Annotated in this window: 16 protein-coding genes; 3 read left to right on the top strand and 13 right to left on the bottom strand. The window is 71.6% G+C overall.

Going from position 1 to position 15,754, the window contains the following annotated elements:
• Positions 1–17 precede the first annotated feature (17 nt).
• Genes ABD329_RS17010 through ABD329_RS17000 form a run of 3 tightly spaced genes read right to left on the bottom strand, consistent with a single transcriptional unit; the run spans position 18 to position 2,375 of the window.
• Positions 18–1,064: a bile acid:sodium symporter family protein gene (locus ABD329_RS17010; protein WP_344316580.1), complete on the bottom strand. Its 1,047-nt coding sequence runs from the start codon at positions 1,062–1,064 to the stop codon at positions 18–20.
• The gene (locus ABD329_RS17005; RefSeq protein ID WP_344316579.1) at positions 1,057–1,494 is read right to left on the bottom strand and encodes a hypothetical protein; all 438 of its coding nucleotides are present in this window, start codon (positions 1,492–1,494) and stop codon (positions 1,057–1,059) included. The genes ABD329_RS17010 and ABD329_RS17005 overlap by 8 nt, the downstream gene beginning before the upstream one ends.
• Before the next feature lie 14 nt (positions 1,495–1,508).
• Positions 1,509–2,375, bottom strand: coding sequence for an isocitrate lyase/PEP mutase family protein (locus ABD329_RS17000; RefSeq protein ID WP_344316578.1), 867 nt, complete (start codon positions 2,373–2,375; stop codon positions 1,509–1,511).
• A gap of 263 nt (positions 2,376–2,638) precedes the next feature.
• Between ABD329_RS17000 and proP the strand changes: the two genes are divergently transcribed.
• Positions 2,639–4,102 carry a glycine betaine/L-proline transporter ProP gene (proP, locus tag ABD329_RS16995; protein ID WP_344316576.1) on the top strand — a complete coding sequence of 488 codons (1,464 nt, stop codon included), beginning with the start codon at positions 2,639–2,641 and terminating at the stop codon, positions 4,100–4,102.
• Between the two features lie 145 nt (positions 4,103–4,247).
• Complete coding sequence (locus tag ABD329_RS16990) at positions 4,248–4,619, top strand: nuclear transport factor 2 family protein (protein WP_344316575.1); 372 nt, start codon at positions 4,248–4,250, stop codon at positions 4,617–4,619.
• 55 nt (positions 4,620–4,674) lie between these two features.
• On the opposite strand, the gene ABD329_RS16985 is transcribed toward ABD329_RS16990, so the two are convergent.
• Positions 4,675–5,478, bottom strand: a complete 804-nt coding sequence (locus tag ABD329_RS16985) for a helix-turn-helix domain-containing protein (protein ID WP_344316573.1) — start codon at positions 5,476–5,478, stop codon at positions 4,675–4,677.
• 80 nt (positions 5,479–5,558) lie between these two features.
• On the opposite strand from ABD329_RS16985, the gene ABD329_RS16980 reads away from it, so the two are divergent.
• Entirely contained in the window at positions 5,559–5,870 is a 312-nt protein-coding gene (locus ABD329_RS16980; RefSeq protein ID WP_344316572.1) for a 4a-hydroxytetrahydrobiopterin dehydratase, read from the top strand.
• 19 nt (positions 5,871–5,889) lie between these two features.
• Here ABD329_RS16980 and ABD329_RS16975 read toward each other — a convergent pair whose 3' ends face one another.
• The 9 genes from ABD329_RS16975 to ABD329_RS16935 form a co-directional block, all read right to left on the bottom strand.
• Positions 5,890–7,254, bottom strand: coding sequence for a cryptochrome/photolyase family protein (locus ABD329_RS16975; protein WP_344316571.1), 1,365 nt, complete (start codon positions 7,252–7,254; stop codon positions 5,890–5,892).
• An 80-nt stretch (positions 7,255–7,334) separates the two neighbouring features.
• Positions 7,335–8,111, bottom strand: coding sequence for an anti-sigma factor (locus tag ABD329_RS16970; RefSeq protein WP_344316570.1), 777 nt, complete (start codon positions 8,109–8,111; stop codon positions 7,335–7,337).
• Positions 8,108–8,692 carry a sigma-70 family RNA polymerase sigma factor gene (locus tag ABD329_RS16965; protein WP_044568962.1) on the bottom strand — a complete coding sequence of 195 codons (585 nt, stop codon included), beginning with the start codon at positions 8,690–8,692 and terminating at the stop codon, positions 8,108–8,110. The genes ABD329_RS16970 and ABD329_RS16965 overlap by 4 nt, the downstream gene beginning before the upstream one ends.
• Before the next feature lie 185 nt (positions 8,693–8,877).
• Complete coding sequence (locus ABD329_RS16960) at positions 8,878–10,053, bottom strand: S1 family peptidase (RefSeq protein WP_344316568.1); 1,176 nt, start codon at positions 10,051–10,053, stop codon at positions 8,878–8,880.
• Between the two features lie 177 nt (positions 10,054–10,230).
• Positions 10,231–11,061: an aldo/keto reductase gene (locus ABD329_RS16955; RefSeq protein WP_309142807.1), complete on the bottom strand. Its 831-nt coding sequence runs from the start codon at positions 11,059–11,061 to the stop codon at positions 10,231–10,233.
• Between the two features lie 111 nt (positions 11,062–11,172).
• Complete coding sequence (locus tag ABD329_RS16950) at positions 11,173–11,994, bottom strand: effector-associated domain EAD1-containing protein (protein WP_198279062.1); 822 nt, start codon at positions 11,992–11,994, stop codon at positions 11,173–11,175.
• An 85-nt stretch (positions 11,995–12,079) separates the two neighbouring features.
• A complete protein-coding gene (locus ABD329_RS16945; protein ID WP_198279063.1) occupies positions 12,080–12,754 on the bottom strand; it encodes a hypothetical protein in 675 nt (224 codons plus the stop codon).
• A gap of 19 nt (positions 12,755–12,773) precedes the next feature.
• A complete protein-coding gene (locus ABD329_RS16940) occupies positions 12,774–14,600 on the bottom strand; it encodes an AMP-dependent synthetase/ligase (protein ID WP_198279064.1) in 1,827 nt (608 codons plus the stop codon).
• Positions 14,601–14,786: 186 nt separating this feature from the next.
• Positions 14,787–15,680, bottom strand: coding sequence for a LysR substrate-binding domain-containing protein (locus tag ABD329_RS16935; RefSeq protein ID WP_182468685.1), 894 nt, complete (start codon positions 15,678–15,680; stop codon positions 14,787–14,789).
• Positions 15,681–15,754 lie beyond the last annotated feature (74 nt).

Here is a 15,754-nt window from a genome sequence, read left to right as displayed (position 1 = left end):
CCCACTCCTTCCCCGGTCTACCCCCTCACCTCCGTGATCTGGACGCGTTCCCCCTGCGCCGAGGCGGCCTCCGGCGCCCGCCGGGACCACCGGCCCGCGATGATCGCGCACACCATCAGCTGCAACTGGTGGAAGAGCATCAGCGGCAGGATCACCGGCCCGGCCGCGTCCCCGAACAGCACCGCCGCCATGGGCAGCCCCGTGGCCAGGGACTTGTTGGAGCCGCAGAAGACGATGGTGACGCGGTCCTCCCGGCGGAAGCCCAGCCGCCGCGCGGTGAACGAGGTCGTGGTGAGGGCCAGCCCCAGCACGGCCGCCGCCAGCCCCAGCAGCGCCACCAGCCGGGCCGGGGTGATCTGGTTCCAGATGCCCTCCGTCATCCCCCGGCTGAACGCCGTGTAGACCACGAGCAGGATCGAGCCCCGGTCCAGCAGGGCCAGCACCTTCTTGTGGCGGCCGATGAACGGCGCGGTCCAGCGGCGCAGCGCCTGCCCGGCGAGGAAGGGGAGCAGCAGCTGGGTGGCGATGGCCAGCAGCCCGTTCGCCGAGAAGCGGACGTCCGAGCCGATCAGCCAGGCCGCGAGCAGCGGGGTGACGATCATGCCGAGCAGGCTGGAGTACGTCCCCGCGCAGATCGCGGCCGGAACATTGCCCCGGGCGGTGGAGGTGAGGGCGACCGACGACTGGACGGTCGAGGGCACCACGCACAGGAAGAGCAGACCGGTGTAGAGCCGGTCGGTGAGGAGGAACGGGGCGAGGCCGCGCGCGGCCAGCCCCAGCAGCGGGAAGAGTACGAAGGTGCTCGCGCCCACCACCAGGTGCAGCCGCCACTGCCGCAGCCCGTTCAGCGCCTCGCGGGTGGACAGCCGCGAACCGTAGAGGAAGAAGAGCAGCCCGATCGCGATGTCCGCGGCGTCGCCGACGGCCGTGGCCGCCGCCCCGCTCGCGGGCAGCAGCGCCGCCAGCGCGACCGTCCCGAGGAGGGCGGCGACATAGGGGTCCACCGCCCTCCCGAGCCGGCCCGGCCACGACAGCGGCCAGGACCTCCGTCTCACATCAATCACCGCCTCCGGCCTGCCACGGCGGGTGGCCGATCCGCGGCAGCATCCGATCCGCACCGGCGATGTCGCCCGCCACGACATCGATGGCGCCGCCGCCCCCGTCGTGGTCACTGCCCGCCGTGCCTCGGCTCAGCAGCAGGGTGTTGAGGGTGCGGTCGACCTCGAGCCAGGAGTCGGCGCCGGAGTTGTCGATGACCAGAAGACCGTTGTGCTGGTCGGAGACCGGTGCGGCCTCCTCCTCCGGTTCGCGGTCCTCGTCGTGCGGGGTGCCCGCGGGCGGCGGCGACGCCTTGGCGGGGGCCGCGGGGCCCGCGCACAGGACGCTCGCGGTGGCCGCGAGGAAGAGCCCCAGCGTGGCCGGGCGGAGCGGAAGGAGGTCCGTGCGGGGCTTACGGCGCCGGCCGGGGCCGGGGCCGAGGAGGGTCGAGGTCATGCGCGCGACCCTCGTCATCCGACCCTGGCGGGCTGACGGTCCCCGTGGTGCCTGCTGATGTTCCTCTCCAGCAGCTCCGTGGCGCCCTTGACCCCGATGGCCCCGGTGGCCCGGGTGTCCGGCAGCCGTCCGTCCGCCGTCTTGAGGTCGCTCAGCGCCCCGTCGATCGCGCCATGGGCGGCGAACAGGCACGGAGTGCTGTAGATGGCGACATCCACCCCGAGTTCGGACAGCTCGGACAGCGAGAGCCGCGGCGACTTCCCGCCCGCGATCTGATTGAACAGCAGCGGCTTGTTGCCGATGACCTTGCGGACCTTGCGGATCCACTCCACGCTGCGCACCCCGTCGACGAGGACGACATCCGCGTCGGTCTCCGCCAGCGCGGCCGCCCGGCGCAGGATCTCGGACTCCTCGGTGGCGTCCGTACGCGCCACCACCACCAGGTCCGTCCTGCTGCTCAGCACCAGCTGGAGCTTCTCGAGGTACTCCTCGAGCGGCAGGATCAGCTTGCCGTCGGCATGGCCGCAGCGGCGCGGGCGCCGCTGGTCCTCCAGGATCACCCCGGAGGCCCCGGTGCGCTCCAGCCGCTGCACCACATGGCAGGCGACCTCGGGGTCCACATAGCCGTCGTCGATGTCCACGAGCAGATGGTGTTCGGGGAAGGCCAGCCGCAGCCGCTCCACGAAGGCGAGCATGTCGGGCCAGGCGATGAAGCCGATATCGGGAAGCCCGTAATGCGATGCGGCGAACCCGAATCCGGATACGAAGAAGCCGTTGTAGTGCTGTGCGGCGATGGACGCCGAGTACATGTCGTAGATGCCGATGAGAGGAGTGGTGGGAGAGGAGCTGACGGCCTTTCGGAGGGCATTGCCGTAGAGCATGATGTCCCCTTGAGCTCGGCGCCTTTCGGCGCTGTGTGACGGGTTGTGCGATTGCGTGGATAGGTCTGGCGAAGGCCAAGAATCGGTAAAGCAACCGCCGGGTTCCCTGAAGATGCCCGGCCCTGCTCGGGCCGGGGTCGAACGCTCCTTGAGCGCCGTGGTCCTCGTCGTGGTCCTCGTCATGGGTGGTCTGCGACACGCCGGGCATGCCACGGCGATCGCCGGGTATGCGCAACAAGCCTGTCCACTGAAAAGAGTTGCTTGTGCCTGTCCAAACCGATGTCGAAGCCTCCGCGTCCGCGCCCTCCCGGCACCGCCTGCTCTGGCGTGCCATCCAGCGACGCAAGAACCCTCCACTGCGTCGGAGCGACATCACGGTCACCGAGGAGAAGACCGTCCGGAAAGCGGTGAAGGCCGCCGCGCTGGGAAACGCCATGGAATGGTTCGACTTCGGGATCTACAGCTATCTCGCGGTCACCATCGGCAAAGTGTTCTTCCCGTCCGGCAACGGCACGGCCCAGGTTCTCTCCTCCCTGGCGACTTTCGCGGTGGCATTTCTGGTCCGTCCGCTGGGAGGTTTGTTCTTCGGGCCGCTGGGCGACCGGATCGGCCGTAAGAAGGTCCTGTCCTTCACCATGATCATGATGGCGTCCAGCACGCTCGCCATCGGGCTCATCCCCGGCTATGCCACCATCGGCTTCTGGTCGCCCGCGCTGCTCATCCTGTTCCGCATGCTCCAGGGTTTCTCCACCGGTGGGGAATACGGCGGCGCCTCGACCTTCATCGCCGAATACGCGCCCGACAAGCGCCGTGGCTACTTCGGCAGCTTTCTGGAGTTCGGCACGCTGATCGGCTACACCTCGGCCGCCGGACTGGTGACCATCCTGACCGTGACGCTCACCGACTCCTCGATGGACTCCTGGGGCTGGCGCATTCCGTTCCTGGTCGCCGCGCCGATCGGGCTGGTCGGCCTGTATCTGCGGCTGAAGCTGGATGACACCCCCGCGTTCCAGAAGCTGGAGGACGAGGGCTCCACCAACGCGGCCGAGCGCGAAAGCCTGCCGTTCTGGCAGGTGTTCCGCACCCAGTGGCGCGCGATGGCGCTGTGCATCGCGCTGGTCGCCGCGTACAACATCACCGACTACATGCTGCTGTCCTACATGCCGACGTATCTGTCGGACACCCTCCACTACAGCAGCACCAGCGCCCTGGTCTCGATCATCGTCGTGATGCTGGTGCTGATGGCGGCCATCACCTTCGTCGGCCGGTTCTCCGACCGCATCGGCCGCAAGCCCGTGCTGATGGCCGGCTCCGTCGGCTTCCTGGTGCTCGCCGTGCCCAGCTTCCTGCTCATCAAGCAGGGCGGGATCGTCCCGGTCTTCGCCGGGCTGCTGCTCCTGGGGCTGTGTCTGCTGCCGTATGTGAGCGTGATGTCCGCGTCGCTGCCCGCGCTCTTCCCGACGAATGTGCGCTACGGCTCGCTCTCCATCGCCTTCAACATCTCGGTCTCGCTCTTCGGCGGCACCACACCGCTGGTGACCGAGGGCCTGATCAGCGGCACCGGGGACGATCTGATGCCCGCCTACTACACGATGCTCGCGGCGGTCGTCGGCATCATCGCCGCCGCCGTGATGAAGGAGACGGCCCGTAAGCCGCTGGAGGGCTCGCCGCCCGCCGTGGCCACCAAGGAGGAGGCCATCGCGCTCGTGGAGTCCCAGCGGTCCTGAACCACCCCGGCCACGGCCTGCATTACCCCGGCGGTAATCGACCCCCGCGCACGGCGGCGGCAGGGTTGAGGCATCGGGTTCCGGGCCGGCGCCCTCCGGTCCGGGATCCGCTCCCACCAGGGGATTTTCATGGAGGAGTGACCAGATGACGCAGTACGACACCGCCGTCGCCCGCTACTTCGAGGCATGGAACGCCACCGGCCCCGAGGCCCTCGCCAAGGCCGTGGCCGCCGCGTGGACCGAGGACGGCGGCTACACCGACCCGCTGGCGGAGGTGCGCGGCCACGAGCAGCTGGCCGCCGTGATCGCCGGGGCCCAGGAGCAGTTCCCCGGCCATGAGTTCCGGCTCACCGGCGCCGTGGACGGCCACCACGACATGGCCCGCTTCACCTGGGAGCTGGTCTCCACGGCCGACGGCTCCGCCCCGGTCGCCGCGACCGATGTGATCACCCTGGCCGAGGACGGCCGGATCCGCTCCGTCCTCGGCTTCCTGGACCGCGTTCCCACGGCGGGCTGAAACCGCGTCTCCGCGGCGGCTGAACCGCGTCCCCATGGCGGCTGAAACCGCGTCCCTACGGTCGGCCGACCCGGCCCAGGGCGGTGGCGGTCTCCGGGTCGGCCGGGAGGAAGGTCTCGATGGCCAGCTCGGAGACCGTGACGTCCATGGGGGTGTTGAAGGTCGCGATCGTCGAGATGAACGACAGCACCCGCCCGCCGTGCTCGATCACCATCGGCAGCGCGAAGGGCGGGGTGTCCCCGGCGGTCGCCGTCTCCCGGCCGCCGGTCTCGGGCAGCGGATAGGCCGCCACCTCGTCGTACAGCGCGCGCAGCGGCGAGGAGCGCATCAGCGCCAGCTGCCGGTCCATCTGGTCCAGCAGATGGCCACGCCACTCGCGGAGGTTGCGGATGCGCGGGGCGAGCCCCTCGGGGTGGAGGGTGAGGCGCATCGCGTTCAGCGGGGGCCGCAGCAGGTGCTCGGCCACCCCCTCCAGGAGCGCGGCGATGCCACGGTTGGCCGCCAGCACCTCATAGGTGCCGTCCACCACCAGCGCCGGATACGGCTCGTACCCGGTCAGCAGCCGCTCCAGGGAGTCGCGCAGGGCGCTCATCGACGGGTCGTCCACCGACCGCTCCGGATAGTGCGGGGCGTAACCGGCGGCGATCAGCAGGGCGTTGCGCTCGCGTACGGGGACGTCGAGGTGGTCGGCGAGCCGGAGCACCATCTCCTGGCTGGGCCGCGACCGGCCGGTCTCGATGAAGCTGATGTGGCGGGCCGAGGAGTCGGCGCGCAGTGCGAGCTCCAGCTGGCTGATCCGGCGGCGGTCCCGCCACTCGCGCAGCAGTGTGCCCACCCGGGGCGGCGCGGCAGTCGTCATGACCTGAAGGTAGCCGACGCCGGGCGGGGGCCGTGGCAGGGTGGAAGGGCCACCGGTCACCCGCGACGAAGGGATGTGTCATGGCAGTCGAGCCGCTCACCGACCAGGAGATCCAGCGACGTCTGGAGCAGCTTCCCGGCTGGTCGTTCGCGGACGACCGGCTCTCCCGGACGTATGTGTTCAAGGGCCATCCACAGGCGGCCGGGCTGGTGGCGGAGATCGCCACCATCCAGGAGGAGCTCGCCCACCACTCCGACCTCACCCTCGGCTACAACAAGGTGGGCGTCACCGTGAACACCCACAGCGTCGGCGGCAAGGTGACCGCGCTCGACTTCGAGCTCGCCGGCCGGATCGAGGAGATCGCCCCGCAGCATGGGGCTCGCGCCGACTGACCGGGCCGGCCACGCCGGGTCATCCCCGGGCGTGCTGGAAGCGGGCCAGGCCCTCCTGGAGGTCCACGATCGGGTCCGGGTACTCCAGCCGGTCCCGCTCGGCCTCCGGCAGCCGCCAGGGCGTATGGACGCCGGAGCCGGTCACCCCGGCCAGCTCCGGCACCCAGCGCCGCACATACGCGCCGTCCGGGTCGAACCGCCGGGCCTGCGCCAGCGGATTGAGGACCCGGTTCGGGCGGGTGTCGGTCCCGGTGCCCGCCACCCACTGCCAGTTCAGCTGGTTGTTGGCCACATCCCCGTCCACCAGCAGCTCCAGGAAGTGCCGGGCGCCGATCCGCCAGTCCTGGTAGAGCGTCTTGGTGAGGAAACTCGCCACCAGCAGCCGCGCCCGGTTGTGCATCCAGCCCTCGTGGCGCAGCTGCCGCATCCCCGCGTCCACCAGCGGATAGCCGGTGCGGCCCGCCTTCCAGGCCGCGACCTCCGCCGCGTCCTCGCGCCACCGGTCGCCCCGCGAGCGGTAGTCGGCGTACGAGGCGTCCGGCCGGGCGGCCAGCACCTGGTAGTGGAAGTCCCGCCAGGCCAGCTGCCGCACGAAGGCGTCGGCGCCCGCGCCACCCGCCTTCCGCGCCCGGTGCACCAGCTCCACCGGGGACAGACAGCCGAAGTGCAGATACGGGGAGAGCCGGGAGGTGGCGTCGCCCGCCAGGTCGTCCTGCCGGTCGGCGTAACTCCCCAAGCCCGACCGCCACCAGGAGCGCACCCGCCGGTGGCCCGCCGTCTCCCCGCCCTCGGGCAGCCCGGGGGAGGGGCTGCCGGAGGCGAGCGAGGTGACCGCCGCCACCGGCTCCGAGCGCAGTCCGGACGGCACGCTCACCGTGCGCGGCGCGCTCAGCGGCTTCCGCAGCCCCGCCCGCTGCCAGGCGCGGAAGTACGGGGTGAAGACCGCGAAGTGGTCCTTGCCCGCCGGGGTCACCTCGCCCGGCTCCACCGCCGTCACCACCGCGCCGTGCACCCGCAGCCGCCGTCCGTCCGCCTCCAGCGCCTCGCGCAGCCGCCGCTCGCGGCGGGCGGCGTAGCCGCTCACCCCGCCCGCGATGTGCACCTCGTCCGCGTCCGCCTGCCGCGCCGCCCGCAGGATCTCCGCCACCGCGTCCCCCCGGCGGACCACCAGCCGACCGTCGCGCTCGCGCAGCCCCGCGTCGAGATCGGCCAGGGCGTCCGCGAGGAACGCCACCCGGTTGGGGACCGCGAACCCCGTCCCGGCCAGACCGCGGTCCACGACGAACAGCGGCACGACCCGCTCGGCGGAGCGCAGCGCGCCGCGCAGCACGGGGTTGTCGGACAGCCGCAGATCGGAGGTGAAGACGGAGAGGGACGCGCTCATCCCTCTCCCTTACCCCACCCGGTCCCGCGGATCGGCCACTTCGCGCCCCGTGTCACCCGATATCGGCTGTTATGGCTCGCTCACGTCGAGGGGAACGTCAACAGGACCAGGGGATCGCTCGTCGGGGCCTTCGACCCCCCGGCGGGTTCGACCGTCACCCCCATGGCCGAAGCCTTCCCCACCGCGCCGCTCATGACCGCCGCCGTACTCCGGCCAGAGGAGTCCATCAAACCGGCCGGGCGCATCGTGCCGCCGTCGCTGAACCACAGCTGGTAGATCCGCCCGGCGGGCGGCTCGGGCAGCCCGGAGGCGAGGAACACCGCCTTGTTCAGCCCGCGCGAGACCACCACCGTGCCGGTCGAGCCGTCCGTCATCCGGCCGCTGCGGCTGCGCGCGTCGGGCGCGGCCAGCACCTGGGTCAGCTCCTCCGCCTGGGCCACCCGCTGCTCGGAGCGGCGGGCGGTGTCACGGGCGTCGGACGCCTGCCGGTACTGCCACACCGCGGCCCCACCGCATACGGCGGCCGCGGCCACACAGGCCGCCAGCGCGAAGTTCATCGCGCGCCGCCCGGTGCGCCGCCGGGGGCCCGCGTGGGACTCCCGGGCCTCCCGCGCCGCCACCCGGGGCGGCTCCTGGCGGACGGTGGCGATCCGCCGCAGCACATCGTCCTTCATCGTCGGCGGCGGGGTCAGGGCCGTGGCCACCGCCAGCCTGGTGGCGGTCTCCCGCAGCTCCCGCACCTCCTGACGGCAGGCGTCACAGACCGCCAGATGCCGCTCGAACTCGCTCAACTCCCGCCCCGACAGGGCGTTCACCGCGTACGCCCCGGTCAAGGTGTGCAGATCCGCTCTGGTCATGCGCCGACCCCCATGCAGTCCCGGAGCCGGATGAGCCCGTCCCGGAGTCTGGTCTTCACGGTCCCGAGCGGCAGCGACAGCAGCTCCGCCACCTCACGGTAGGAGCGGCCCCGGTAGTAGGCGAGCGTCACCGACTGCCGCTGGAGCTCGGTCAGCGTCCGCATGCAGCGGCGCACCTGCTCGCGCTCGAGCCTGGCCTCCACCTGCTCGGTCACCTCGTCGAACGCCGGGGTGCGGGACAGCAGCGCGGCGCGCTCCTCGCGGTCGGAGGCGGCCTGCGCCGAGCGCACCCGGTCCACGGCGCGCCGGTGCGCCACCGTCATGATCCAGGACATGGCGCTGCCCCGGCCCGGTTCGAACCGCGCCGCGGACCGCCACACCTCGACCAGGACCTCCTGGGTGACCTCCTCGGCCTGGGCCGGGTCGCGCAGCAGACTGCGCGTCAGCCCCAGGACCGGCCCGCTGACGGCGTCGTAGAGGGCGCCGAACGCGTTCTGGTCCCCCCGGGCCACCATCTGGAGCAACTCTTCGAGGTCTGGTCCGCGCGCGGCGGGGCCGCCGATGTACACGGGTTCTCTCACGGGCCGTCCTTCCGGGAACGATGCGGCGCACACGGAGGTGTCGTACCTCATTCGTCGCCCGGACGGGTGCGGATTGGTCAAGGTGCTCCGAACACGTCAAGGTGCTCCGAACACGTCAAGGTGTGCCGTTCACACGCGTGAGGCCACCGCGGTCAGCTCGACCGCGGCGGCCTCGGCGCCCGGCGTCAGCCGGTGGTGAGGGTGAGCCCGTAGGTCGTCAGGATCGGGTTCACCGGCTGGTAGTACGTCGTGCCGCCGACGGTGCAGTTGCCGGAGCCGCCGGAGGTGACGCCCTGCGCCTCGCTGCCCGAGATGAACGAGCCGCCGGAGTCGCCCGGCTCGGCGCAGACATTGGTGCGGGTGACCCCCCGGATCGTGCCCTGGGGGTACTGCACGCTGGTGTCGTGCTGCTGGATGGTGCCGCAGTGCCAGCCGGTCGTCGAACCGGAGCGGCAGACGGACGAGCCCACCGGCGCTTCCTGGGAGCCGGTGACGGTGACGTTGGTGCCCTCGGGGCCGATCACCCACGGCTGCGGGGTCCAGTCGGCGTTGGTGGCCACCCATGCGTAGTCGTTGCCGGGGAAGCTGGAGCCCTGGAAGGTGCCCTGCGCCACCCGGTTGAAGCCGGCGGTGGTGTCGCCCTGGCTGCCGCAGTGGCCCGCGGTGACGAAGCCGTTCTGCTCGGCCTTGGTCACCGAGAAGCCGATCGAGCAGCGGGCGGCGTCGTTGATGTAGAACGCCTCGCCGCCGCGCAGGTCGTACAGCGGGCTCGGCCGCTCGGCCGACTCCACGATCCGTACCACCTCGCGGTCCGCGCCGCTCGCGGCGACGAAGGCGGCCGCCTCGGTGGGCTCGGCCGACTGCACCACGACGCTGTTGGTCTTGACGTCCACGTACCAGGCGGAGGCGACATCGGTGGCCGGGGGGCGCTCGGAGGCGGCGCGGTCCAGGGCCTGCTTGGCGTCGACGAGGGCCTTGAGGCTGTGCTTGACGACGGCGGGCTTGGCGCCGCCGGCCATGATGGTGGCGCTCTGCTCCTTGTCGGTGGTGGCCACGGTGAGTTCGGCGGTGTTGCCGGACACCCACGCGCCGCCGTAGGAGCTGCCCAGGCTCTTGCGCAGCCCCGGTTCGGCCTCTCCGGCCCGGTACTCGTTGGATATCCGCATCCGCGCCTCATCGGCCGTCAGGCCCAGATCGCGCTGCATCGAGGCCAGCATCTCGGGGGGCACCTCCCTCCGGGGGCGGGGGGAGGGTTCACCGGGGTCGGCCACCGCGGGTATGCCGCTCCCCAGGAAGAGGGCGGCTATCGCGACGGTGCAACCGGCGGCCAGCTCAAGGCCGTGACGGCGTCTGCGGGACATCTTCGGTCTCCTCGGCTAGGGGCGTGGTCACGCTGTGTGCCCATCTGGGCGCCAAGCGTAATTGCCGGAGACGTGCCCCGCTCGGTGGACGACGGCGGGTACGGACGGCTTCGCCGTGGATACGGGTCCGCCCCGCCGCGGGGGACGCGACGGGGCGGGGCGGCGGAGCGCTCGGACTCAGCCGTTGAAGGTCTCGGGGTCGAAGCCCAGACGGACGCCGGTCTCGAGGGAGTCGATCGCCGCCAGGTCCTCGGAGTCCAGCTGGAAGTCGAAGACGTCGATGTTCTCCTTGATCCGCGACGGGGTCACGGACTTGGGGATCACCACATTGCCGAGGTCCAGGTGCCAGCGCAGCACCACCTGGGCCGGGGACTTCCCGTGCTTCTCGGCGATCGCCGCCAGCTTCGGGTCCTCCAGCAGGCCCTTGCCCTGGCCGAGCGGGGACCACGCCTCGGTGGCGATGTCATGCCGGGCGTTGAACGCGCGCAGTTCCGCCTGCGGCAGCTGCGGGTGCAGCTCGATCTGGTCGATCACCGGGACGATCGAGGTCTCGGAGAGCAGCCGCTGGGTGTGGGCGGGGTGGAAGTTGGACAGGCCGATGGCCTTGGCGCGGCCCTCGGCGTAGATCTTCTCGAACGCCTTCCAGGTGTCCACGTACTTGTCGACCCCGGGCAGCGGCCAGTGGATCAGGTAGAGGTCCACGTATTCCAGGCCCAGCTTGGTCAGCGAGGTGTCGAAGGCGCGCAGGGTCGAGTCGTACCCCTGGTCGGCGTTCTGGAGCTTCGTGGTGATGAACAGCTCGTCGCGCGCGATGCCCGACGCGGCGACGCCCTTCCCCGTGCCCTCCTCGTTCCCGTATATCGCGGCGGTGTCGATGCTGCGGTACCCGGCGTCCAGTGCGTTGCGCACCGCGACCTGCGCCTCGTCGTCCGGGATCTGCCAGACACCGAAGCCGAGCTGCGGCATCCGTACGCCGTTGTTGAGCGTGATGAAGGGGACCTTGCTCACGAGCAGTCGATCCTTACGTCGGATGTGGATTACGTCCTTCCAACTGATACAACGATCAACGGCCTGCCGTCATTCCCGTTCACCAGGGACTTCCGTTACCAGGGACTTCCGTTACCAGGGACTTCCGCGCAGGATCAGCACGCCGCCCCCGTCCCGTCCGATGCGCTCCGCCGCCCGCCGCGCCGCCCGCTCCAGCGTGGGCGCCTCGCCCAGCAGACCGTAGAGCCCGCCCGCGAAGGCCGCCGACGCCGCGCCGTCCAGCGGCCCGCGGTGGGCCACCACCACCTCGGCCGCCCCGGCGAAGAGCGCGGCCAGCGGCGCGCCTTCGGGGCAGCCGAGCACCACACCGGGCAGCGGGGCGCCGGTCAGCCGGCGGTAGACGGCCAGCAGCTCGGCCAGGTGCGCGGCCGGTGTGTGATGCGCCCGCCCGTCGCCGTCCTCGAAGACCAGCGTGCGCCCCTCCCGGCGGCAGACCAGATGCAGCACATCCGGGCGTACGGTGAGGATCCGCCGCAGATCGGTGGCGGCCGCCGCGGGGCACCGGTCCACCGTGAGGACGCCGCGGGCCGCCCGCCGGACGGCGGCTAACTCCTGGCCGCCCGGGGCGGCGCCGGTCACCAGCACCCGCCGGGCCCCGCCTCCGCCCGGCCGCTCCCGTAAGGCCGCGCGGAACACCTCGTTGTGCGGAAAGCCGACGCGGGCGGCGGCCAGGACGCGCAGTCTGCCGTCCGTGACCCGGCCCGCGGCGACCGCCCCGGCAACCGCGGACCAGAACTCCCCGGCGGTCGTGGCGGCCGCCGGTATGTGCTCGGCGGGGAAGCCCGCTCTGCGCAGCAGCGCAACGGCGGACGGGCCGGGCGGGAAGACCCGCGCCAACTCCTCGGTCTCCTCGGTCGTCAGCGCCGGATGCCCGTCACCGTCCTGGCCGTCCACCGTGTTCCGTCGCTCCTCGCCCGTGTTCGTACCGCTGTGTGCCCCCCCCGCTTGCGTCCCCGCGTTCGGATCCCGCGTTCCGTCCCTACTGAAGCGCGGCCAGGCGCAGCGGTTCCTCGAGCTCTTCCCGGAAGCGGTGCAGGGTGTGCCCCTCGCGCACCGTCGCGCCCACCGCGACGGCCGCCCGGCTCACCGCCCCGCGCGGCGCCCGTACCACCATGGCCAGCCGGTACGTGCCCCCGATGCGCACCGCGGAGGTGTGCCGGATCTCCCAGCCCGGATCGGACCGCAGCTCCCGCCGCGCCTCCAGACAGACCCGCTCGCCGAAGGCGGTGTCGCCACCGTCCTGGAATCCGAGCCGCGGGCCGAGGTGGGCCGCGGGCGCCGACGCCCTCACCTCGGCGGTGAGCTGGCGCGGGGTCATGGACCAGGCCACCGGCTGGAAGACCGCGGTACCCCGTCGCACCGGTTCCGCCGTGAGGCTGAGGTCGAGGTTGACCGAGTGCAGGGCGGGGTCCGGCGCGTCCCGGGCGCAGGTCACCGACAGATGCACCAGGTGATAGACGGCGTTGTCCGCCTCGGCGCGCAGGAAGTCCAGCAGCTCCGGATCCGTCCCGACGAGGTCGGCCGTGACCGGTAAGGCCACCGGCCCGCCCAGGACCACCCGCCCGGCCAGCCTCGGGCCGCTGGGCTGGGGTGTCTCCTCGGACAGCAGGGCCAGTTCGCGTTCGGGAAGTTCGGGGAGAATGACATCGATCATTTCGTGCCCCCTTCGCGGCTCAGGTGTTGTACAGCGCCTCGACCTCGACGGCGTACGCCTGTTCGATGGCCTTTCGCTTCAATTTCAGCGACGGCGTCAGCAGACCATGCTCCTCGGAGAACTGCGCGGCAAGTATCCGGAACGTACGAATCGACTCCGCCTGCGAAACGGTGGTGTTCGCCGCGACCACCGCCCGCCGGATCTCGGTCTCCAGATCGGGGTCCCGGACCAGCTCGCCCGGCGGCAGCTCGGGCTTGCCGCGCATCGTCAGCCAGTGCGCGACCGCCTCCGAGTCCAGGGTGACCAGCGCCGCGACATACGGGCGGTCATTGCCCACCACGAGGCACTGGGCCACCAGCGGATGCGCCCGCACCCGCTCCTCCAGACCCGCCGGGGAGACCGACTTGCCGCTGGAGGTCACCAGGATCTCCTTCTTCCGCCCGGTGATGGTGAGATAGCCGTCGTCGTCCAGCGTGCCCAGATCGCCGGTGGCGAGCCAGCCGTCGCGCAGCACCGCGTCGGTCGCCTTGGGGTCGCCGAGGTAGCCCTCGAAGACCTGGCCGCCGCGCACCCACACCTCGCCGTCGTCGGCGAGGTGGACCGTGGTGCCGGGGATCGGCACCCCGACCGTGCCGAAGCGGGTCTGCTCGGGCGGGTTGGCGGTGGCGGCGGCGGTGGACTCGGTGAGGCCGTAGCCCTCGTAGATGATGACGCCCGCGCCCGCGAAGAACAGGCCCAGCCGCCGCTCCATGCCCGAACCGCCCGACATCGCGTGCCGCACCCGGCCGCCCATCGCGGCGCGCACCTTGACGTAGACGGCCTTCTCGAAGAACTGGTGCTGCATCCGCAGTCCGGCGCCCGGGCCCGGCCCGGTGCCGAACGCCTTGGCCTCCTGCGCCTCCGCGTACCGCACCGCCACGTCCACGGCCTTCTCGAACACCCCCAGCTTGCCCTCCGCCTCGGCCTTGCGGCGCGCCGCCGCGAACACCTTCTCGAAGATGTACGGCACCGCGAGGATGAAGGTCGGCCGGAACGTCTTCAGATCGGGCAGCAGCGCGGCGGCCGAGAGCTTGGGCTGGTGGCCGAGCTTGACCTTGCCGCGGATGGCGGCGACCTCCACCATCCGGCCGAAGACATGGGCGAGCGGGAGGAAGAGCAGGGTGGCGGCCTCGTCGCCCCGCTTGGAGTGGAAGGCCTCCTCGTACCGTTCGACGATGTTGTCGCATTCCGCCATCAGATTGGCGTGGGTGATCACACAGCCCTTGGGGCGGCCGGTGGTGCCCGAGGTGTAGATGATGGTCGCGGGCTGTTCGGGGGTCACGGCCAGCCGGTGCCGTTCCACCAGATCGTCCTCGACGGATTCCCCGGCCGCCAGCAGCTCCTCCAGCGCCCCCGCGTCCAGCTGCCACAGCTGCCGCAGATGCGGCAGCCGGTTGACCACCGAGCCGACCGTCATCGCATGGTCCTCGTGCTCCACCACACACGCTGAGACCCCCGCGTCATGCAGCATCCAGCAGACCTGCTCGGCGGAGGAGGTGGGGTACAGCGGGACGCTCTGGGCGCCGACGCTCCACAGGGCGAAGTCGAAGAGCGTCCACTCATAGCGGGTGGGGCACATGATGGCGACGCGGTCGCCGAACCGGACACCACGGGCGAGCAGGCCCTTGGCGAGCGCCGTCACCTCGTCCCGGAACTGGCCCGCGGTCACGTTCTGCCAGCCGCCGTCCGCCGTTTTGCGCGCCAGTGCAACCCGGTGGGGGTCGGATTCCGCATGGTCGAAGACGGCGTCCGCCAGTCCTCCGGCCTGAGGCGGCGTCGCCAACGGGGGGACGGTGAACTCGCGCAATACCTGCTCCTTGAAGCCGCTGGGCACAGCGCCGCGACCGTACCCGATCCGGCCCCGGATGCGGGAGAGGTGTTTTGTGCCCGGAACGTACGGAATGCCGGGCGGACAGTGAGGTGAAAGGGTATCAATCAGGCGCTGGCGAGGGCGGATTGCGTGGAGTCTGGTCCTATGCGCCGCGTGTGTGGCTCATATGTAACGGTCTTCTGCACGAAATCTCTCCGATCGTGGCACAGGCCCCGCCAGGATCGCGGCGGCGAGTCGCTCCGCGGCGGCGTGCGAGGCGCCCTCCTGCCGACGCTTCCCGTACAACAGTACGAAATCCACCGGGCCGAGGTCGGGCAGCCCGGCCCGTTCGGGGACCGGCGCCAGGCCGGGCGGAATCAGGCCATGGGTGTGGGCCATCACCCCGAGCCCGGCGCGGGCCGCCGCGACCAGTCCGTTGAGACTGCCGCTGGTGCATACGATCCGCCATGACCTGCCGTGTCGCTCCAGCACATCCAGCGCGCGGGCCCGGGTGAGCCCGGGCGGCGGGAAGACGATCAGAGGGAGCGGACGGTCCGGATCCAGCCGCAGCCGCTCGGCGCCGATCCACACCAGCCGGTCCCGCCACACCAGCTGCCCGCCCGGCCGGTCCTCGGACCGCTTGGCCAGGACCAGATCCAGCTTGCCCGCCTCCAGCCGCTCGTGCAGGGTGCCCGACAGCTCGACGGTGAGCTCCAGGTCCACCTCGGGGTGATCGCGGCGGAACCCCTCCAGGATCTCCGGCAGCCGGGTGACCACGAAGTCCTCCGAGGCGCCGAAGCGCAGCCGGCCGCGCAGCCGGGTGCCCCGGAACCAGCTCGCCGCTCGCTCGTTCGCCTCCAGGATGGAGCGGGCGAACCCCAGCATCGCCTCGCCGTCCTCGGTCAGCTCCACCCCGTGGGTGTCGCGGGCGAAGAGCTGCCGCCCCACGGCCGCCTCCAGCTTGCGGACCTGCTGGCTCACGGTGGACTGGCGCACTCCGAGGCGGTCGGCGGCCTGGGTGAAGCTGAGGGTCTGGGACACCGCGAGAAACGTCCGGAGCTGGGCGGGGTCGTACATGGCGCCACTGTACGCCGAGGCCATCACGGGACGCGATGACAGTCAGAGCGGTATACGGGATTCCCGATGGCCTT

Origin of the sequence: Streptomyces javensis (assembly GCF_039525925.1) — a bacterium.
Classification (GTDB): Bacteria; Actinomycetota; Actinomycetes; order Streptomycetales; family Streptomycetaceae; genus Streptomyces; species Streptomyces asiaticus.
Note: the sequence above shows the minus strand (reverse complement) of the source record. Positions and strands in the feature narration are given on the sequence as shown.